An 18,596-nucleotide genomic window follows, 5' to 3' on the forward strand; every position below is an offset into this window, starting at 1 on the left:
GAGGAGAAGTCTGGCAAAGACGAGAAGTCTGACAAAGACGAGTCTGGCAAAGACGAGAAGTCTGACAAAGACGAGTCTGGCAAAGCGGAGCCTGGAAAAGCCGAGCCAGCCGAAGACGAGTCGGAGCACAAGTCCGAAAGCGCCAAGGACGAGAAGCCCGAGGAACAGGACTCCAAGCGCAGAAACACCAATGATGAAAGCGACCGCGGCACCCGGGCCGATCAGACGGCCGAAGACAAGTCGGTCGAACAGCTGAACAAAGAGGCCCGGGAGAAGGCGGAAGAAAACGTCGAGAAAGACAAGGCTTTCAACGAGCAGATTCTCAAAGAGGCCAAGGACCAAGCCAAGGACCAAAAGGAAGGCGCGAGCACTTAACTCGTCTCAGTGCCGCACACTCGCCTTCAAACCGGCAATTGCCGGTAGCGAAACCGCACCCGGAGGTGTCAGCCCCGGAGCGTTGATGCCAGGAATTTGCGGCAGTCCCGGGATTTGAGGAATCGCCGGCACCGCCGGCGGACTGATCGGCGCAGGGGCTTGCTGTTGGGTGACGGGTGCTTGGGGCACGGCAGACGAGGCCGGAGGCACGGCAGACGAGGCCGGAGGCGTCTCGGCGGTCGTCGCCGGCGGCGGGCTCGTATCCGTGGGACTCGGTGGCGACGTCGGCTGCTGGCTCGCCGGGGCAGGCGCGGGAACTTCGCCGTTGCTCGCCGGTGGCGCACCAGATGGGGCCGGGGCCGGGGTGGAGCTGACGCCCGGCGACGGCGCCGTCGGCTTGTTATCGGAGCTCAGCCCGATCGCCACCGCCGCTCCCACGAGGACCACCGCCACCGCCGTGCTGATGATGATTACCGCCGGCAGGCGATACCAAGGGAGGATCGGTTGCTTAGGCTTTGCCGCGTTTGACCCTGGCGTCGACTCGCGCTCAAAGGTCAGCTGCGGGCGGGCGGAGGTAAGCCCCGAGCCGTCACCGCTCGGCACGGCGCGGGACGCGTCGTCGGCTTCCGACCAGGCCAAGGCGGGCTGCATGACCGAAGCGGGTGCCGCGCCGTGCGCGTGCTGGTAGGCCTCCCGGGCCGGCAGCGGTGCGCGTGCGTGGTCAACTCCGGCCTGCCGAGCGGCCGAAGCTTTCGAGGCTCCCGCCGCCGCGGGTGCGGGCGTCAACCTGGTCGCGCTTGCGTCGGCCGGACCACGGGCTGCCCGCAACGCACCGCCGATAGCTGCCGTCAATTGCGGGCGCGGTGCCGTGACGACCGGGATGCGAAAGTGCCCCGACAGCATCGTGGTGACGGCCGGGATGTTGGCACCACCGCCGACCGAGACGACGGCGGCCAGATCAGCAGCGCGAATTGCGTTGCGCGCCAACATTTCTTCCAACACAAGCATGAAGTTGTTCAGTGAGTCGTGCATGACGTCATCAAGCTCGGTGCGGGTGATCCGAATGCCGCCGTGCGCTTGGGGCAATTCGCTGAGCGTGGTCACCGTGCTCGACGAGAGCTGCTCCTTGGCGGCCCGACATTCGGCCCGCAGCCGGGCCAGCGAACCGATCGCCGACGTACCGGCCGGGTCAAACGCACCCGTGTTCGGTAACTCGCCCATCACATAGGTCAACAACGCCTGATCGATGAGGCCGCCGGAGAAGTCGTGGTGGCGCACGGTACCCGCCAGGGGCTGGTACTCGGCTGCGGCATCCACCAACGTGATGCTGGTGCCGCTGCCACCGAAATCGCACACTGCGACAACCCCGCGGGCAGGTATGCCCGGGTTGGCCCGCGCCGCAATGAGCGCCGCCGCCGCATCCGGTATGAGCGTCAGCGGCCGGGCCCGGTTCGACCATTCGGCTACCCGGCTCAGTGCGGCACCCAGTGCGTCCACCGCAGCAGATCCCCAGTGAGCTGGGTAGGTCACGGTGACATTTTCGGGCAGGGCGTGGCCGCCGGTGGCGGTGTAGGCCAGTGCCCGTAGCCCGTCGGCCACCAGCGCTTCGCTGCGGTGCATCGAACCGTCGGCCGCCACGATTCCGACCGGGTCGCCCACCCTGTCGACGAATTCGGTGATCACCAGGCCCGGCTCGTCGAGTCGCGGGTTTTCCGACGGCACACCGACCTCGGGCGGACGCTGCCGATACAGCGTCAATACGGGCTTGCGAGTGATGGAGTGATCGGCCGTCACGGCCGCCAGGTTGGTGGCACCGATAGACAAGCCCAGTGCGGGCCTAGCTCCTTCTGCCATCTGGTCCAATCCCCGTGTCTGGCGATCTGTCCCTTCAAATCCGCCCTACTCAAACTTAGTCGTAAAAGGCTATCGCCCATCTTTGTGTTAGCTATGCGGGAGCTGTATAACGGCCGGGTCAGCGGATCGTGCCGACCCCGGCTATCAGCGGCAGGTCGAGCGGGGTCACCCAGCCCGGCGGCAGGTCATTGACGGCCGGGACCGCATTGAGCGCGCGCAGCCCGGTGGATAGGCAGCCGGCTGTGGCGGCATCGCGGCCGGTGCCGTCGGTAAACCGGAACGCGGTTTCCTGGAAGATGCTGGGAGTCCCTTCGATGTCGACCCGGTAGACGTCATCGTCGTGGCCGGACGGCCAGTCAGGGGCGGCGTCGCGACCGATGCGGTTCACGTGTTCCAACTGGATCCGCGTTTCGCCCTGGTAGATCCCGTTGATGGTGAAGCGGACCGCGGCTACGTGGCCCGGCTTGATGACGCCCTTGACCGTGTTGCGTTCGGCGGGAGTGACCCACTTGTCCCAGGTGGTGGTGATCTCGTCGAGCATGATGCCGGCGGCGTGGGCGATCATCGGGACGGTGGCGCCCCACGCGAAGATCAGCACGTCGCGGTTCTCCAGCATGGGGCTGTACTCGGGCTCGCGGCCGATACCCATCTCGACCTCGTAGTCACCTTCGTAGTTGGTGTAGTCCAGCAACTCCGACGCGCGCACCCGGCGCACCTCGGAACACAGGCCCATCAGCGTCATGGGGAACAGGTCGTTGGCGAACCCCGGGTCGATGCCGGTGGTGAAACACGACGATTCACCCAGCTCGCAGGCATCGGTGATCGGCTCGATCCACTGCGGCGGGTTGAGGTGCATGGTCGGCCACACCCACGGCGTCATCGCGGTCGAGCAGACGTCGATGCCGGCCCGCAGGAAACGCGTGATGAGCGAGATGTTGTCCTTGGCGTGCATCGCCGTCGGACCGTAGTGCACCAAGGCGTCGGGCTTGAGCGCGATCAGGGCGTCGACGTCGTCCGTCGCAGTGACGCCGACGGGCTCGGCCAGACCACAGATGTCACCGACGTCGCGGCCTGCCTTGGCCGGGTTGCTCACGCCCACGCCAACCAACTCGAAGAGCGGATGTTTGACGACCTCCGCGATCACCATCCGGCCCACGAAGCCGGTGCCCCACACCACGATGCGCTTTGGCTCACGCGCCGAGATACCCAACTTCCGACCCACCTTCCGATCTTGACCCGCCGCTCTGACTCACACTAAGCGCGCCGCGCCGGGGCATCTAGACGGACCGGCGGCCGTTCGCCAAATGGCCCTGTTCGAGCGCTGGATCGGTACCATTGCTAGCCGGATCCTGGCGACGGAAGGGCTGCCGGTGGACGAGGTGGTGTTTGGTCGTTACCGGCTTTTGTCGGTGATCGGCGAGGGCGGCATGGGAAGGGTCTACCGAGCCCACGACACGGTGATCGGCCGCGATGTCGCGATCAAGGTGCTATCCGCCGACCTCAGTGCCGAGCCTGGCTATCAGGAACGGTTTCGTCGCGAGGCGCACATCGCGGCCCGGCTGGCCGAGCCACACATCATCCCCATTCATGACACCGGGGAAATCGACGGCCAGCTGTATTTGGTCATGCCGGTTGTCCAGGGCACCAATATCCAGGATCTGCTGGAGCGGGACGGGCCCATGTCGCCGCGCCGGGCGGCTGGCGTGATTGAGCAGTTGGCCGCCGCACTGGACGCCGCCCATACCGTCGGGCTGGTGCACCGCGACGTCAAGCCCTCCAACGCCCTGGTAACCGCTCGCGACTTCACCTACCTAATCGACTTTGGCATCGCCCACGACAGCGCGGCCACCAAACTGACCCGGACCGGCACCATCGTGGGCAGCTGGGCATATATGGCCCCAGAGCGGTTCAGCGCCGGCTCCGCTGATGCGCGCGCCGACATCTACGCCCTGGCATGTGTGCTACATGAATGCCTCACCGGCGCGCAGCCATATCCCGGCGACAGTCTGGAACAACAATTCACCGGGCACTATTCGCTCGAACCGCCAAGACCCAGCGGGCTGAATCCCTCGGTCCCGACCGGGTTCGACGAAGTGATCGCCCGCGGCATGGCCAAAGACCCCAACCACCGTTACCAAAGCGCATACGACCTGGCGACGGCCGCCAACCATGCCCTCGCGACCCAACCGGCGAGCACAGTGGTCCACGGTCGCCCGCCCCCGGCTCCTACAGCTGCACTGCAACCGCTGTGGCAGCAGTCCGCGCCCGCGAACGACGTGGCTCCCCCGCAAGGCGCGTCCGGGTGGGGCTTCGCCCCGCAAGCCCAGCCCGCCCTGGCCGGGGCACCCCAAGCCGCAGCGCCACCAGCCGCACCCGCGTACTGGCCCACCCCCGCGGGGAGCCCACCATCCGCGCCGCAGTGGCAGCCGCGACGCCGAAGGAAGTGGCCACTGATCACCGGGGCCGCGGTGACGCTGGCCGTCGTCGTCTCCGTCGCGGCGTACCTGTTGCTCGGGGGCCGGACCGCGTCCCGCACGCCAACGGCGCAACCCGCACCGGCTTCGAGTCCGACTCCCAGCACGGCGCCGGCGCCCGCCTCCAGCACTGCCCAGGCGCCCGCGCCGTCGGCAAATGGGCTGGATGGTTTGCTGCTCAGCGCCGACCAAATCAACGCCGCGATGGACACCACCGGAATGACTTCCGTCGGCACCATGACCACGATGCCCGACCAGAGCAGTTTTGTGTCCGACAAGGCGTGCCTGCCCCTGGCCTACGCGGTCCAGGCCAGCGTGTACGCGGGCAGCGGGTCGAGCGACATGCGCGCTCAGGTGTTGGCAAAAGGCCAACAGAACGCTGTGACCCAGGCCGTCGTGTTATTTTCCTCGGCGCATGATGCGGCCTCGTTCTTCACCGCGTCCACCCAAAGCTGGGGAAGCTGCTCGAATCGTCAATTCACCATTGCCATCAACGGCAATTCGCAGCTGCACACGGTGGGGCCGGTTTCCAACGCCAACGGCATTCTCAGCGCCACCGTCACACCCGCTAACAGCGCCGGCACCTGCGAGCGGGCACTTACCGTGGCCAACAACGTCGCGGTAGACGTCACCGTATGCCTCGGCCCGCCCACCGCCGCCGTCGACATCGCCCGTCAGATCGGCGCCAAAGTGCCCAAATCGTAGTGCGACCCGTCGCGTCTCGTGGATGACCATGAACGCGGCGTCCTTTGCGAGCTTGTCGAACGGACCACACGGCGCTGAGCGCAGTCAACGACGGCGCGATCGAGCGCCGTGCGTCACTGGCACGCCACGCTGCGCGTAGCGGTCGGAAATCAACCGGAAAAAGCTTTCGCGGGCCATCGCGGTGATGACAACATGAACACCATGACCCGGAAGATCCTGTTCGCTGCCTGCCTGGGGTTCGCGGCCAGCTATGGCACCGGAGTGGCGACTGCCGACAACATGCCTCAGGTCCGCTACGAGGTGACCGGCAGCTCCCCCACCGCCGAATACGTCTCGTTCCAAACCGATAGCGGTCAGCAGCGCGCGGTGAACGTCCAGCTGCCCTGGTCGACGCAGTTCACCGCGTTTGCGGGCCAGGTGTTCGTCCTCAGTGCGCAGGGCCAGGGCACGATCGCGTGCAGGATCATCGTCGACGGCAAGTCCGTGTTCGATGCGAAATCGTCGGGGACGCCCGGAAGAACTGTCTGTTCGCACTGATGAAGTCCGCCGAGCAGACGCAAAAGCACCCGACACGCCGTGCGTGCGGGTGACTTTGCGTCTGCTCGCGCACGGTGAGGAAGGTGGCCCCCATGGGTCTGGCGACTCGAGTCAACGGCGTGGCACCGCCCGAGCTTGCGCTCGCCGACTTTGACCTCGGCTCGTTGGATTTCTGGGGCCTCGACGACGACATCCGCGACGCCGCTTTCGCCGCCTTGCGACGAGAGGCCCCCATCTCGTTCTGGCCCGCACTCGACATTGCCGGCTTCACCCCCGGCGAGGGGCATTGGGCGCTCACCAGACACGACGACGTCCACTTTGCCAGCCGCCATCCGGACATTTTCAGCTCGAGCCCCAACATCACCGTCAACGACCAAACCCCAGAGTTGGCGGAATATTTCGGCTCGATGATCGTCATGGACGATCCCCGGCACCAGCGGCTGCGGTCGATCGTCAGTAGGGCATTCACGCCGAAAGTGGTGGCCCGTATCGAAGCGTCGGTGCGCGAGCGCGCCCACCAGGCGGTGGCGTCGATGGTCGCCAACCATCCCGACGGCCAGGCCGAGGTGGTCAACGAGCTCGCGGGGCTGCTGCCGCTGCAGGTGATCTGCGACATGATGGGTATTCCCGAGGAGGACCACCAGCGCGTATTCCATTGGACCAACGTGATTCTCGGCTTCGGCGACCCAGACCTGGCGACCGATTTCGAGGAGTTCCTCAAGGTGTCGATGGATATCGGGGCCTACGGCACCGCCTTGGCGGAGGACCGTCGCATCAATCACCGCGACGATCTGACGACGAGCCTGGTGGAGGCTGAGGTCGACGGCGAGCGGTTGTCGTCGCAGGAGATCTCGTCCTTCTTCATCCTGCTGGTCGTGGCGGGCAACGAAACGACGCGCAACGCGATCAGTCATGGTGTGCTGGCGCTGTCCCGCTACCCCGCCGAACGTGAGAAATGGTGGTCAAATTTCGACGCGTTGACGCCGACCGCCGTCGAGGAGATCGTGCGGTGGGCTTCCCCGGTGGTCTACATGCGACGCACCGTGACCCGCGACATCGAGCTCAGCGGCACCAGGCTGGCGGCCGGCGACAAGGCCACGCTGTGGTACAACTCTGCCAACCGCGACGAGTCAAAGTTCGCTAATCCGTGGGTTTTCGACGTCGCACGCAACCCCAACCCGCATCTCGGGTTCGGGGGCGGAGGTGCCCACTTCTGCCTGGGCGCGAACCTGGCCCGGCGCGAGATTCGAGTCGTCTTCGACGAACTGCACCGCGAAATCCCCGATATCGTTGCGACCGAGGAGCCCGCACGGCTGCTCTCGCAGTTCATCCACGGCATCAAGCGCCTGCCTGTTTCGTGGAGCTGACCCCGCGAGCCGACACAAAATCGCACGGCGCGCGTTGGTGGTGCGCGATCTCGTCTCTGCCCGCCGTTGACTGGCACCGCGATTGCGAGTACGCCTTTCACCATGACTGACGTCGACTTCTGCGTAATAGGTGCGGGTTTCGCGGGACTGACCGCGGCGCTACGACTCAAGCAGGCGGGCCACTCGGTGGCGGTGCTGGAAGCTCGGGACAGGGTTGGCGGCCGGACATTTACCGTTCCGTGCGACGACGGGTCGTGGATCGACCGCGGCGGAGCATGGGTGGGGCCGACGCAGGACCGGATCTACGCGCTGATGAACGAATTCGGCGTGCAGACCTTCAAGCAGTACACCGACGGCGACGCCATGATGGTCGTCGACGGAAAGCAGCACCGCTACAGCGGAATGGTTCCCTGGACCATGAGCCTGTGGGCCTCGCTGAGCTTGGGGGCGGCCATGTTCGAACTGGGTCAGATGTGCAAGTCGGTCCCGCTGGAGGCGCCCTGGGAAGCCAAGAAGGCGCAGAAGTGGGACCGCATGACGTTGGCCCAATGGCTGGAGAAGAATGTCAAATCCGCGGCGGCGCATGCCCTCCTGGACACCGCGGTCTCCGGTTGCTACACATCGGCGGCATCCGAGGTGTCGATGCTGTTCATGCTTTACCAGATGGGATCGGCCGGCGGCCCCACCTTCGTGTTAGGTGGGAAGGACGGCTCGCAAGACGCGCGGGTCATCGGTGGCATGGGCGCGATCTACCAGCCGATGGCCGACCAGCTGGGCGACGCGATCCAGTTGTCGCAACCGGTCCGCTACATCACGCAGGACGCCGACGGCGTCACCGTGCGGTCCGAACACGGCAGCGTTCGGGCCCTGCGGGCGATCGTCGCGGTACCGCTGGCCATCGCCAGCCAAATCATCTATGAGCCAATGCTTCCCACCGATCGCGCGTTCCTACATCAGCGGATGCCCAGCGGCGCGGTCGTGAAGATCTCGATCGTTTACGACGAGCCGTTCTGGCGCGCCGACGGCCTGTGCGGCCAGAGCGCCGCACCGGGGTCGCTGGCTACCGTGACGATCGATGCCTGCACGGACACCGGTACACCGGGGATCCTGTGCGTCGTCATCGAGGGACCGGTCGCACGCCAATACGAACGTCTCGACTCGCACGAGCGGCGCCAGGGCGTGCTGGACGCGCTCGTGGAGCGGTTCGGCGCCAAGGCCGGCAAACCGGTCGACTACCACGAGCAAAACTGGACCCGCGAGCCTTTTTCCGGGGGCGGGATGCTCAGCCACGCGCCGCCCGGTGTGCTCACCGAGTTCGGCCATGCGCTGCGCGAACCGTGCGGCCGCATTCACTGGGCCGGCACCGAGACCTCGACAAAGATGTGCGGCTGGATTGACGGCGCGATTCGCTCCGGCGAACGGGCCGCCGACGAAGTCATGACGCGTACACATACAGTACGTGCCGGTACAGGGTGAGTCATTCCGGCGGTTAAGGAACTACCGCGACACGAGTAGCGTTGTCGTCCAGCCACTCCAAGTGCCGTGCGATATTCGCCGATGCGCGCCGGCGGGAACGGGTAGTGGTAGTACCGCGTATGCCGGAAGGGCAGTTGGCGCGACGAAACTCTTTGATGTCCACGCGGCCCGGCCGCGGGCCGCAAGACGTTCCGGGGCTGCCCGACCCCTTGCCGATCTGCTCGGTAAACGGTTGCCTAGCCGTCATTTTGCCGTGAGTCCTAGTAGGTGCCAGCAAAAGCGGCGTCACTTGCACCAACAGGACTTACAATCGCTGCCATGCGAGGGGGCCACCGGCTATGCGGTCTGTCTACGGTCGCGGTGTTGGCGGCCTGCGCGACCAACGGCGTCCAGGCCGGCCCAGCATCAACGGCCCCGTCACCCACAAGCCCAGCGGCAAAAGCGATTACGGCAACCGGACCCGTCGCTCCCCCCACGCCTCGGTCCCGGACCGAGTCGTGGATCGAACTCCAAGTAGGCGACTGCGTCGCCGACCTGCCGCCTGCCGACCTCAGCCGGATCATGGTCACCGTTGTCGATTGCACGACAGCACATTTGGCTGAGGTATATCTGCGCGCACCGCTGGCCGTCGACACGGCCATCGCCAGCGTTGCCAATCGAACGTGTGCTGCGGGGGTTGCTTCCTACACCGGTCAGTCCATCGACGGTAGCCCCTATTCCGTGACATACCTGATCGATTCCAATCAGGACCGCACCGGCGCGAATCCCACGCCGAGCACCGTCATATGTTTGCTCCAGGGAGCCAACGGTCAACTGCTGAGCGGATCCGCGCATCGCTGAGGCGGTTCGGGCATAGATTTCGTGGGTGAGGCCAACCCCTCACTGCGCCAAGGCTGTTGAGGCGCAGTCGCATCCGTCACCTGTGTCCGTGGTGGTGGGCACTGGTGTTGCCCGCCTACCAGCGACTGTCGGGGCCGCGAGGTGTGGGACAGTTCACCAGCGTAACGGCACTGCGATTCTCGGGTGGCGAATTCCCGCAGTGACGGTACGCTCGCGGTCCAGAATTGCGCCGGCCGACTGCGCGCGCGGGGGCCGACCGCGCGCGGGCGGCGGCCGACCGCACACGGGCGGCCTGTCGCGCGTAGGCGGGCACAAAGGGGTGCCATCCTCCTGAGCTCAACCCAGATGCGGCGGTGTCGAGACTGACGGCGCCGGTGTGCGCTCGTACTCGAACAGCGCGGCCATAGTCACGATCGCGGCCATTACGGCCAACACCGCGAGAATGACGATCGCCCGCACGACGACCGGACGGGTCAACCAGCGCGGCGACACCGTCGGCTAGCCGGCTTTGGCGCTCAGATACGACGTAATCCCCTGGACAACGGCATTTGCGTAGCTCGCACGCCCGTCCGCGCTTTCCATTCGGGCGGCTTCGTCCGCGTTGCGCATGTTGCCGAGTTCGACGAGCACGGCCGGGTATAGGGCCAGGTTCAGCCCGGCGAGGTCGTCGCGGCCATATAGCCCGTCGGAGCCGATGTAGGTGGACGGCTGAAAACCGGCCGCAACCAGGGCCTCACGCATCGTCCGGGCCAGCTGTATCGCGGGACCCGACTGGGCATCGTTCAGGGGCGGGCTGGAGTAGTTGACGTGGAAGCCGCGGCCTGACGGCGGTCCCCCGTCGGCGTGGATGCTCACAATCGCGTCCGGGTGCATCGCGTTGGCCAACGCGGCGCGCTGGTCCACGCAGGGCCCGGCCGAGCTGTCGTCGTTTCGCGACAACTGCGTGCGCACGCCCAATTGGTTGAGGGCACCGGCGATAAGCCCAACGACGGCCCATGTGAACGCATGCTCCGGGTAGCCGTCATCGGTGGAGGTGCCCGACGTGTTGCACTGCTTTGTACCACCCCGGCCGTTGGGAACCTGCTGGGTAATCGACGCGTCGTTTACCGCGTTGTGGCCGGGGTCTAGGAACACGGCCATGCCGGCGATACCGACGGCCGACGAGCGTGGGGCGCCCAGCACCGCCGCGGCACCGAAGGTCGCCGGCGCGCCAGCCGCGTACTTCAGGACATCACGTCGTGATAGGGCGTAGGTCGGGGGCACACCCGGAGGGCTCACCGCGCGATGGTAACAATGGCGCGTCTGCGCGCGGACACCCGCGATGAGATCCGGCGTCAGCGGCGGTCATAACCGGGGCGGGTCCGGCGCTTGACGCGGTCGTGCGCCGGATACAGGTAGCGCATGAGTTCGGCGCCCTCGACGCCGTAGATTCCGCGGGTGTCGCCGCGCAATACCCAGTTGTGCTGTTGGTCGGCACGCGCGGCGAGCGCCTCCCGATAGCGCGCATAGGCGGCTTCGCGTCGGCGGTACTGGCGCACCAGCGCGCGCACCGCGATGTAGAGACCGATCAGCGCGGCGACCCCGAGAAGCCACCAGATGAACCGGATGATGATCGCGACGATCAGCAACACGCCCACTACACCGGCGAAGCCGCCATTCGCACTCGTTCTGGTACTCATGCCGGCAACGTACGCGGCACCGCCGACAGTTCCCCCCGGCGAGCAGACACAAAAGCACCCGACACGCCGACGTTTCGGGTGCGTTTGCGTCTGCTCGGTCAATGTGGCGACACACGATCCATACAAAAGAGTATGGTAGGGTCAACGGCGTGTCCGTCATCGACAGCCCGGCGGTATACGGCATCACCGACGACTTTGTCGGGCGCCTGGCCCAGCGCGCCGACGAGGCCGAGCGACTGCGCCGACTGCCCGCCGCCACCGTCAGCGAATTCAGGCAACTGGACCTGGCTCGACTGCTGCTACCGGCACGCTTCGGCGGTATCCAAGCGTCGTTTCCTGAACTGCTGGAACCGATTCGGCGCATGGCGCACGGATGTACCTCGAGCGCATGGACTTTGGGCTTCTACGCGCTGCATAACTGGATGTTGTCATTGTTCGATCCACGTGCCCAGGACGAAGTATTTGCCTCGGGACCTGTCCTGGCGCCGGCGCCCCTGGCTCCCACCGGCCGGGGCGCACCGACGGATGGCGGAGCACGGCTGACCGGCAGGTGGTCGTGGGCGACCGGCGCGATGGATGCCGATTGGGTCATTGTCGGGGCGCTGATACCGCGGCAGGACCGGATTGATCCGATGCTGGCGGTGGTGCCCGCCGACGACGTCGTGGTCGCCGATGTCTGGCACACCGCGGGCATGCGCGGCACCGGTTCTCAAGACGTGATCGTCACGGACGTCTTTGTGCCCGAGCACCGCATGATCTCAGTCGCCGACATCTACGCGGGTGATGGGCCAGGGGCGCATGCCCATGATGTCTCGACCTATCGCTGGCCGATGGTTCCGGCGCTCGCGCTGACCGCGGCGATGCCGGTGCTGGGTGCCGCCGAATGGGTGACCGAACTCTTCGCGAAACGGCTCGGCGATCGGATCCTCGCGTATAGCGGGGTGGCGCAGAAAGATCAACCCGCCGCCCAGGCCAGGTTGGCGGACGCGATCGTGCGACTGCGCGCATTGCGAACGCTCATCGCCGATACCGCCGACGACATCGAGCGCATCGTCGCCACTGGCACGCGTGTCAATCGAGCCACGCGGGCCAACGCACGGTTAGCCGCGGCGCACACGGTGCGCGAGTGCCGGTGGATCATCAGCGATCTGATGGAGGCGTCCGGGGCAAGCGCCCACTTCTTGTCCAGCCCTTTGCAGCGCGCCAAGCGCGACGTGGACATCGCGTCGGGGCACGTCGTGTTCGACTACGACGTCAGTCGGGAGCTGGCCGGGGCGCTGGCGATCGGTGCGAAGATCTCCCCGATGGCCATGATCTGAACGCATCACGTGCCATCGGCCAGCATGAGGTCCAGGAATCGTTCGCGTTGAGATGCCTTCTGCGCCTGGGCCGCCGAGTCCGCGAGGTGCAATAACCCGATCCCAGCCGCGAACGTCAACTCGGCACGCAGTTTTGCATCGCTAGGGCTCAAGCCGTAGTCGCTGTAAGCGCGGGCGACGGCGCGAAGCAGGCGGCGATCGGCCGCGCGGACATTGGCGGCGGCGGTCGGGTCCGAACGCGCCCATTCGCGCATCGCACGCTCCAGCGTCCAGTGCTGTGGCGAAACCAGCGCCGTCATCATGGCGGACAGGCGTTCCCGAGGTGGCAACGCATCGAGCTCAGTCAGGTGACAACGGTCATGTTCGAGGAACGCGTTCCACGATTCGACGAGCGCGCCCCGGTAGCTGTCCATGTCGTCGAAGTGCCAGTAGAAACTTCCCCGGGTGGCACCCACCTGCTGACACAGACGCTCGACTTTGAGTGCTCGTACACCGTGTTCGGCGAGCAAGGTGTAACCCGCCTGCAGCCAGTCTTCGACCGACAGACGCGACGGGGGCTTCTGTGCTGCCACACCGTGAAGGTTACGGGCAACAACGCCGCAGCCCCTGGCCCCTACCCCGGAATCGGCGGCACCACCGACAACCACCCGTCCGAAAGCAACTCCAGCAGTTGGCCGTCCGGGTCGCGGACCATCGCCGACCCCGCGGAGACGGTACCGTCGACCACCGTTCCCCCGAACTCGGCAACCTTGGCCAACACGCCGGCGAGATCGGACACCGAAAACGAGATATGCGTCAGCCCAACCTGATCCATCACCCGGGCGGGCCCGGTGTGAACGGGGCGTCCCGAGTAGTCGAGGAGTTCGAGCACCAATCCGTCCCGGACCAGATACGTCGCATGCAGCCCGACGGGCTTCTCGAGCCGCAGCAACTCGGCGGTGCCGTCTTCGGGAGCGTCGAGCTCCCACCAGAACTGAAACCCGAGCAGGCCCTCGTAGAACCGACGTGACCGCTGGCGATCCGCGACGCACAAGCCGACGTGGTTGAAAGTTGTTCGGTTGCTTGTCATTACAGCCTCTCCTGCATGGTTGAAGCGCGGACGCTCGGGGCTGCCCACTTCTTTCCACCGCTCAAAAGCGTAATAATGCAAAGATAGCGTGATTAGCTGCCGGCATCGCCGATCGGTGCAGGCTTGGTGTGGTGGAGGCCTTTCGATGGCTACGCGTCGTAGCGATGTCAATGCCGATGTCGTGGTTGACTTCGACCATCATTCCGACGAGTTCAACCTTGACCAGCTCGCCATCAACGCCGAACTGAGACAGAAGTGTCCGGTGGCATGGAACCAGAACCACGGCGGATTTTGGTTCCTCACCAGCTACGAAGCGGTCAGCCAATCGGCCCGCGACGGTGACACCTTCGCCCACAAGTACGAGCCGAACTCGGGCGACGGCATCGACTATCAGGGCGAGATGGGTGTTCCGCGTCCCGACGGCCAGCCGGCCCTGGGCATCGGCGAGGTCGACGGCCCCTACCACCTGGCGCTGCGACACGCGCTTGCCCCGTTCTTCTCGCCGGGGGCCGTTCAGCGGATGCGGCCGTTCATGGAGCAATCCGCACACTGGTTCCTCGACCGGCGAATAACCGACGGGCGAATGGACCTAGTGCTCGACTATGCCAGTCCGGTTCCCGCCATCCTCACCATGAGGTTGATGGGCCTGCCCTACGACAACTGGCAGCTGTATGCCAACCTCTTCCACTCCGTCATGGCGGTCCCGCAGGACAGTCCGGAGTACGCCAGCGCCATCGCGGAAGTCCCCGCCATGATGCAGGGCGTTCTAGAGTTCGCGGCGGCCAGACGCACGGAGGCCCGCGACGACCTGACCAGCTTCCTCATCCGATTCGAGTTCGAGGGCGAGCGCCTCAGCGATGAGCAGCTGCTCAACATCCTGTGGAACCTGATCGCCGGCGGCGTGGACACCACCACCTCTCAGACCGCGCTGACCCTGCTCTACCTGGGCACCCACCCGGAGTTGCGCCGCCAACTCATCAAGCATCCGGAGCTGTATCGCACGGCCACCGACGAATTCCTGCGCTACTTCTCGGTCAACCAGCAACTGAGCCGCACGGTGACCCGCGACGTCGTGGTCGGTGGCCAGCAATTGCGGCGCAACGACCGGGTCGTCGTCAGCTGGTTGGCCGCCAATCACGACGAGCGGGAATTCGACCGACCCGACGAGATCATGCTGGATCGCGCGCCCAACCGGCACGTCGCGTTCGGGCTCGGCCCGCATCGATGCATCGGGTCACATCTGGCCCGGCTGATGTCGGAGGTGATGGTCAAGGCCGTGCTGGACCGCATCCCCGACTACCGGGTCGACCGTGACGGAGTCGACCATTACCTGGGCAACCCGAGCATGACGGGGTTGGGCAAACTGCCGGTCACCTTCCAGCCGGGGATCGATTTGGCGACATCGGCACCCTGGTGACTGCTCGCGGTCACCTCGATGTGAACGCTCGCCGGTCGATCGCTCCGTCCTCACCGTCGCAACGGCCAATGCGCTTGCGTCAACGACCATCACGTTCCGCCCGAGCGTGATCATCAGCAGTCGTGCACGACCTCAGCAGTAAAGTGATCGCTGTCAGGCACACACGGTGAGAAGGCGAGGCCTTCGATGAGCGACATGGCGGCGCTATTCACTGAAATCGTCGGTAAACACAACTTGCTGACCGGCGATGCGATCCCCGAGGACTACGCACACGACGAAGAGTTGACCCTGCCGCCACAGAAGCCGGCGTTCGTGGCAAAGCCGGCAAGCGCGGAAGAGGTTGCGGCACTGCTGAAGACGGCCTCGGAGCACGGCATTCCGGTCACTGCGCGTGGGTCCGGGAGCGGCTTGTCGGGGGCGGTGCGGCCATGCGAGGGCGGCCTGTTGGTCTCTTTCGAGCGGATGAACGCGGTCCTGGAAGTCGACACCACCAACCAGGTCGCGGTTGTCCAGCCGGGCGTGACTCTGACCGAATTAGATGCTGCCACAATTGGTTTCGGTCTTCGGTACATGGTTCATCCGGGCGAGCTGTCGTCGAGTGTCGGCGGGAACGTGGGTACCAACGCCGGGGGCATGCGTGCGGTCAAGTACGGCGTAGCCCGTCATAATGTCCTCGGGCTGCAGGCGGTGCTGCCGACCGGCGAGATCATTCGAACCGGCGGCAAGATTGCCAAGGTCTCCACCGGTTACGACCTGACTCAACTCATCGTCGGCTCCGAGGGCACCCTGGCATTGGCCACCGAGGTGATCGTCAAGCTGCACCCGCGGCTCGACCACAGTGCCACCGTGCTCGCACCGTTCGCCGACTTCGAACAGGTCATGGAGGCGGTGCCCAACGTCCTGGCCAGCGGGCTGGCGCCGTGCATCCTGGAATACATCGACAACATGACGATGGCGGCCCTCGTCCACACCCAGAATCTTGAGCTGGGCATCCCGGACCAGATCCGCACCAGCTGCGAGGCGTATCTTGTTGTGGCGCTGGAAAACCGGGATGCTGAACGACTGCGAGAGGACGTTGGGTCGACCGGCGAACTGCTCGTCGAGTTGGGTGCGGTTGACGCCTATGTGCTCGAAGGAGGTGCGGCCCGCAAGCTGATCGAGGCGCGCGAGAAAGCGTTTTGGGCCGCCAAGGCGGCGGGCGCCGACGACATCGTCGACACCGTCGTCCCGCGCAGCGCGATGCCGAAATTCCTTGGCACAGCTCGTGAACTGGCGTCAACCGCCGGTGTTGCCGTTATCGGCTGCGGACACGCCGGCGACGGTAACGTGCACCTGGCCATCTTCTGCAAAGATGCGTCAAAACGAAAGCACCTGATGTCTGACATTTTTGCGTTGGCAATGGAATTGGGGGGTGCGATCTCCGGAGAACATGGCCTCGGACGCGCCAAGACGCCGTACTTCCTCGATCTCGAAGACCCCGCCAAGATCGACGTCATGCGCCGAATCAAGCAAAGCTTCGACCCGGCGGGCATCCTCAACCCCGATGTGGTGTTCGCGACAACTAATGATTCATACAAAAAGGAGCTGGGATGTCAAAGCAAGGCGGGTGGGCCGTGGTGACCGGGGCGAGTTCCGGGCTGGGCGCGATCTTCGCCGACCAGCTGGCCAAGCGGGGTCTGTCGTTGGTGCTGGCCGGTCGGGACCACACGCGGCTGAGCGCTGTGGCGCAGCAGGTGAGCACGAACGTTGACGTCGAACTGGTCGTCGGTGACCTTGGCACCGAAGCTGGTATGAACGACCTGGTCGAACACCTGGCGGGTCGACCAATCGAGGTCCTGATCAACAACGCCGGGTTCGGCACCTACGGACGGTTCGCGGAGCTCGACGCCGGTCGGGAGCACGATCTGCTCGCGGTCAACGTCGACGCGCTGGTGCGCCTGACCCACGCGGTGCTCCCCGGCATGCTCGCCCGTGGTCGCGGCGGAATCCTGAATGTAGCTTCCGTCATCGCCTTTCAGCCGGGCCCCTATCAAGCCACCTACGGCGCTTCGAAGGCGTTCGTGCTGTCACTGAGCCAAGCCTTGTGGGCCGAGACCCGCGGCTCGGGCGTCACCGTTACAGCGTTGTGCCCCGGCCCCACCGACACCGGATTTGTCGGCGCCCTCGACTCGGATGTCTCGCACACCGCGATCTATCGACGCCTTGCCCCACCCGAACCCGTCGTCGCCGCCGGCTTGCGTGCGTTGGACCGCGGGCGGGCGGTAACCGTTACCGGATGGCGTAATCGATTGTTGGCCACGAGTTCACGACTCGCACCCGGTTGGCTCTCTGCGCGCATTGCCGGCCGGATGCTGCGGCCCGCCGCGACGTAACGAAATTAGATGCGCAGTACTGGGGCCAGGGCCGACAGCGGGATGTGAACTTGGACGGTGCCTCCGTCCATGTACCACTGCGGGAGCCCCGGTGAAAAGTCGAGCGGCTCGTCGTGACCCACCGGATAGTCGGGCATGTACAGAATCAATTCGTCGGGAGTCAGCGCCCACGCCTTATACGCGCCGGAATAGACCTTGTCGGGTGTCCAGCGGTCGATGACGAACGGGTAGGTCCCCGGATCGTGCGGCGGCGCAGCCTGATTGAGCGCGGTCTCGATGAAGGGCTGCGTCAACGGAGGGATGGCGGTGAGCGGATTCGATGTCGTCACGTCCGACAGCTGCAGTCGCCGCCCGCTGGTCACGTCAAACGTGAAGGTGCGATAGGCGTGGTTGGCCTGGGGCCCGTCGGCGTGGTAGTCCTCGTGGAACACCGCGCTAAGCAGGTTGTCGTGTCGGAAGATTTCGTAGTTTTCCTCGCCGTAGCTATCGGCGGCCATGTGGGCGTTGGCGTTTCGCCAGTTGTTCACCAGGGTGCGCAGATAGTCGCGGATCACCGGTCCGGTCGTCGAATTGTCGACGAGGTCGGGCACGGCGTGACACCATGATGGCCGCAAACAACATTTCGTTGCGGGACCGCCGCCGCGCAGAGTTGCTCCACGAGATCCAGCAGGCCGCCCACCGACTCTTTGCCGAGCGCGGATTCGCCGCGGTCACCACCGAGGACATCGCCACCGCGGCCTGCATATCGATCAGAACCTATTTTCGGCATGCCTCTACCACGGAGGACCTGCTAGTCGCACCCGTCCGCCAAGCGGTCGCCGAGACCGTCAATCGGCGTGGATCACCGAGACCGATGATCGCCAGTTCATCGAAATGGTCGCTGCGCGCATGGGTGTCGATGCGGCAATCGATATGCGCCGTCGCTTCTGGTCCACACAGGTTGGCCACTGCACGATTCCTGCTGCGGCGCTGGCTGAGCATGGATGCCGAGACGAGTCCGGAGTTGCACGTTCAGCTGGAAGAAGCGTTGGGCACCTCCGAGTGTGCATTTCACGACGGTCCGGCGGCGTGTTGCGTCGCAGGGTTCACACTCGGCAGGACGCTCCGGCAGC

At 65.5% G+C, this 18,596-nt stretch carries 16 protein-coding genes and 3 pseudogenes; 11 read left to right on the top strand and 8 right to left on the bottom strand.

The window, feature by feature from the left end; translation table 11 throughout:
- Nucleotides 1-375 (top strand): annotated as a pseudogene (locus JO236_RS03710) (hypothetical protein); the annotation flags it as partial.
- A 6-nt stretch (nucleotides 376-381) separates the two neighbouring features.
- On the opposite strand, the gene JO236_RS03715 reads toward JO236_RS03710, so the two are convergent.
- The gene (locus JO236_RS03715; RefSeq protein WP_293324906.1) at nucleotides 382-2,229 is read right to left on the bottom strand and encodes an Hsp70 family protein; all 1,848 of its coding nucleotides are present in this window, start codon (nucleotides 2,227-2,229) and stop codon (nucleotides 382-384) included.
- 118 nt (nucleotides 2,230-2,347) lie between these two features.
- On the bottom strand, nucleotides 2,348-3,376 hold the full coding sequence (locus tag JO236_RS03720) for a dihydrodipicolinate reductase (protein ID WP_323802147.1): 1,029 nt from the start codon (nucleotides 3,374-3,376) through the stop codon (nucleotides 2,348-2,350).
- Between the two features lie 157 nt (nucleotides 3,377-3,533).
- Here JO236_RS03720 and JO236_RS03725 point away from each other — a divergent pair, with 157 nt between their 5' ends.
- The 5 genes from JO236_RS03725 to JO236_RS03745 all read left to right on the top strand — a co-directional run bounded on the left by JO236_RS03725 (nucleotide 3,534) and on the right by JO236_RS03745 (nucleotide 9,628).
- Complete coding sequence (locus tag JO236_RS03725) at nucleotides 3,534-5,408, top strand: serine/threonine-protein kinase PknH/PknJ (protein ID WP_293324909.1); 1,875 nt, start codon at nucleotides 3,534-3,536, stop codon at nucleotides 5,406-5,408.
- A 201-nt stretch (nucleotides 5,409-5,609) separates the two neighbouring features.
- A complete protein-coding gene (locus JO236_RS03730; protein ID WP_293324912.1) occupies nucleotides 5,610-5,945 on the top strand; it encodes an MmpS family transport accessory protein in 336 nt (111 codons plus the stop codon).
- A gap of 92 nt (nucleotides 5,946-6,037) precedes the next feature.
- Nucleotides 6,038-7,312, top strand: a complete 1,275-nt coding sequence (locus tag JO236_RS03735) for a cytochrome P450 (protein ID WP_293324915.1) — start codon at nucleotides 6,038-6,040, stop codon at nucleotides 7,310-7,312.
- A 102-nt stretch (nucleotides 7,313-7,414) separates the two neighbouring features.
- Complete coding sequence (locus tag JO236_RS03740) at nucleotides 7,415-8,788, top strand: flavin monoamine oxidase family protein (RefSeq protein WP_293324918.1); 1,374 nt, start codon at nucleotides 7,415-7,417, stop codon at nucleotides 8,786-8,788.
- Between the two features lie 318 nt (nucleotides 8,789-9,106).
- Nucleotides 9,107-9,628 (top strand): hypothetical protein, encoded by a 522-nt coding sequence (locus JO236_RS03745; protein WP_293324921.1) that lies wholly within the window; start codon nucleotides 9,107-9,109, stop codon nucleotides 9,626-9,628.
- Nucleotides 9,629-9,964: 336 nt separating this feature from the next.
- On the opposite strand, the gene JO236_RS03750 is transcribed toward JO236_RS03745, so the two are convergent.
- The 3 genes from JO236_RS03750 to JO236_RS03760 are packed head-to-tail and all read right to left on the bottom strand — an operon-like array spanning nucleotide 9,965 to nucleotide 11,307.
- Entirely contained in the window at nucleotides 9,965-10,120 is a 156-nt protein-coding gene (locus JO236_RS03750; protein ID WP_293324924.1) for a hypothetical protein, read from the bottom strand.
- 6 nt (nucleotides 10,121-10,126) lie between these two features.
- The gene (locus tag JO236_RS03755; RefSeq protein WP_293324927.1) at nucleotides 10,127-10,906 is read right to left on the bottom strand and encodes an Rv3717 family N-acetylmuramoyl-L-alanine amidase; all 780 of its coding nucleotides are present in this window, start codon (nucleotides 10,904-10,906) and stop codon (nucleotides 10,127-10,129) included.
- Between the two features lie 56 nt (nucleotides 10,907-10,962).
- The gene (locus tag JO236_RS03760) at nucleotides 10,963-11,307 is read right to left on the bottom strand and encodes a hypothetical protein (protein ID WP_293324930.1); all 345 of its coding nucleotides are present in this window, start codon (nucleotides 11,305-11,307) and stop codon (nucleotides 10,963-10,965) included.
- A 149-nt stretch (nucleotides 11,308-11,456) separates the two neighbouring features.
- Between JO236_RS03760 and JO236_RS03765 the strand changes: the two genes are divergently transcribed.
- Entirely contained in the window at nucleotides 11,457-12,626 is a 1,170-nt protein-coding gene (locus JO236_RS03765) for an acyl-CoA dehydrogenase (RefSeq protein ID WP_293324932.1), read from the top strand.
- 5 nt (nucleotides 12,627-12,631) lie between these two features.
- Here JO236_RS03765 and JO236_RS03770 read toward each other — a convergent pair whose 3' ends face one another.
- Together JO236_RS03770 and JO236_RS03775 are read right to left on the bottom strand one after the other, a co-directional pair.
- Nucleotides 12,632-13,198, bottom strand: coding sequence for a TetR/AcrR family transcriptional regulator (locus JO236_RS03770; RefSeq protein ID WP_293324934.1), 567 nt, complete (start codon nucleotides 13,196-13,198; stop codon nucleotides 12,632-12,634).
- A gap of 41 nt (nucleotides 13,199-13,239) precedes the next feature.
- Nucleotides 13,240-13,695, bottom strand: coding sequence for a VOC family protein (locus tag JO236_RS03775; protein ID WP_293324937.1), 456 nt, complete (start codon nucleotides 13,693-13,695; stop codon nucleotides 13,240-13,242).
- A 145-nt stretch (nucleotides 13,696-13,840) separates the two neighbouring features.
- On the opposite strand from JO236_RS03775, the gene JO236_RS03780 reads away from it, so the two are divergent.
- The 3 genes from JO236_RS03780 to JO236_RS03790 all read left to right on the top strand — a co-directional run bounded on the left by JO236_RS03780 (nucleotide 13,841) and on the right by JO236_RS03790 (nucleotide 17,484).
- Nucleotides 13,841-15,112 carry a cytochrome P450 gene (locus tag JO236_RS03780; RefSeq protein ID WP_293324940.1) on the top strand — a complete coding sequence of 424 codons (1,272 nt, stop codon included), beginning with the start codon at nucleotides 13,841-13,843 and terminating at the stop codon, nucleotides 15,110-15,112.
- Nucleotides 15,113-15,298: 186 nt separating this feature from the next.
- Nucleotides 15,299-16,732 (top strand): FAD-binding oxidoreductase, encoded by a 1,434-nt coding sequence (locus JO236_RS03785; RefSeq protein WP_293324943.1) that lies wholly within the window; start codon nucleotides 15,299-15,301, stop codon nucleotides 16,730-16,732.
- Nucleotides 16,702-17,484 carry an SDR family NAD(P)-dependent oxidoreductase gene (locus JO236_RS03790; RefSeq protein WP_293324946.1) on the top strand — a complete coding sequence of 261 codons (783 nt, stop codon included), beginning with the start codon at nucleotides 16,702-16,704 and terminating at the stop codon, nucleotides 17,482-17,484. Before JO236_RS03785 ends, JO236_RS03790 begins: the two co-directional genes overlap by 31 nt.
- 5 nt (nucleotides 17,485-17,489) lie before the next feature.
- On the opposite strand, the pseudogene JO236_RS03795 reads toward JO236_RS03790, so the two are convergent.
- Nucleotides 17,490-18,077 (bottom strand): annotated as a pseudogene (locus tag JO236_RS03795) (RsiV family protein); the annotation flags it as partial.
- Between the two features lie 8 nt (nucleotides 18,078-18,085).
- On the opposite strand from JO236_RS03795, the pseudogene JO236_RS03800 reads away from it, so the two are divergent.
- Nucleotides 18,086-18,535: pseudogene (locus JO236_RS03800) on the top strand (helix-turn-helix domain-containing protein); the annotation flags it as partial.
- Nucleotides 18,536-18,596: the final 61 nt, after the last annotated feature.

Origin of the sequence: Mycobacterium sp. (assembly GCF_019247635.1) — a bacterium.
Classification (GTDB): Bacteria; Actinomycetota; Actinomycetes; order Mycobacteriales; family Mycobacteriaceae; genus Mycobacterium.

Excerpts from the sequence above, each read along its gene's own strand:
- JO236_RS03715 (WP_293324906.1), bottom strand. The coding sequence starts at position 2,229 with ATGGCAGAAGGAGCTAGGCCCGCACTGGGCTTGTCTATCGGTGCCACC.
- JO236_RS03720 (WP_323802147.1), bottom strand. The coding sequence starts at position 3,376 with ATGGTGATCGCGGAGGTCGTCAAACATCCGCTCTTCGAGTTGGTTGGC.
- JO236_RS03725 (WP_293324909.1), top strand. The coding sequence starts at position 3,534 with ATGGCCCTGTTCGAGCGCTGGATCGGTACCATTGCTAGCCGGATCCTG.
- JO236_RS03730 (WP_293324912.1), top strand. The coding sequence starts at position 5,610 with ATGACCCGGAAGATCCTGTTCGCTGCCTGCCTGGGGTTCGCGGCCAGC.
- JO236_RS03735 (WP_293324915.1), top strand. The coding sequence starts at position 6,038 with ATGGGTCTGGCGACTCGAGTCAACGGCGTGGCACCGCCCGAGCTTGCG.
- JO236_RS03740 (WP_293324918.1), top strand. The coding sequence starts at position 7,415 with ATGACTGACGTCGACTTCTGCGTAATAGGTGCGGGTTTCGCGGGACTG.
- JO236_RS03745 (WP_293324921.1), top strand. The coding sequence starts at position 9,107 with ATGCGAGGGGGCCACCGGCTATGCGGTCTGTCTACGGTCGCGGTGTTG.
- JO236_RS03760 (WP_293324930.1), bottom strand. The coding sequence starts at position 11,307 with ATGAGTACCAGAACGAGTGCGAATGGCGGCTTCGCCGGTGTAGTGGGC.
- JO236_RS03775 (WP_293324937.1), bottom strand. The coding sequence starts at position 13,695 with ATGACAAGCAACCGAACAACTTTCAACCACGTCGGCTTGTGCGTCGCG.
- JO236_RS03780 (WP_293324940.1), top strand. The coding sequence starts at position 13,841 with ATGGCTACGCGTCGTAGCGATGTCAATGCCGATGTCGTGGTTGACTTC.
- JO236_RS03785 (WP_293324943.1), top strand. The coding sequence starts at position 15,299 with ATGAGCGACATGGCGGCGCTATTCACTGAAATCGTCGGTAAACACAAC.
- JO236_RS03790 (WP_293324946.1), top strand. The coding sequence starts at position 16,702 with ATGTCAAAGCAAGGCGGGTGGGCCGTGGTGACCGGGGCGAGTTCCGGG.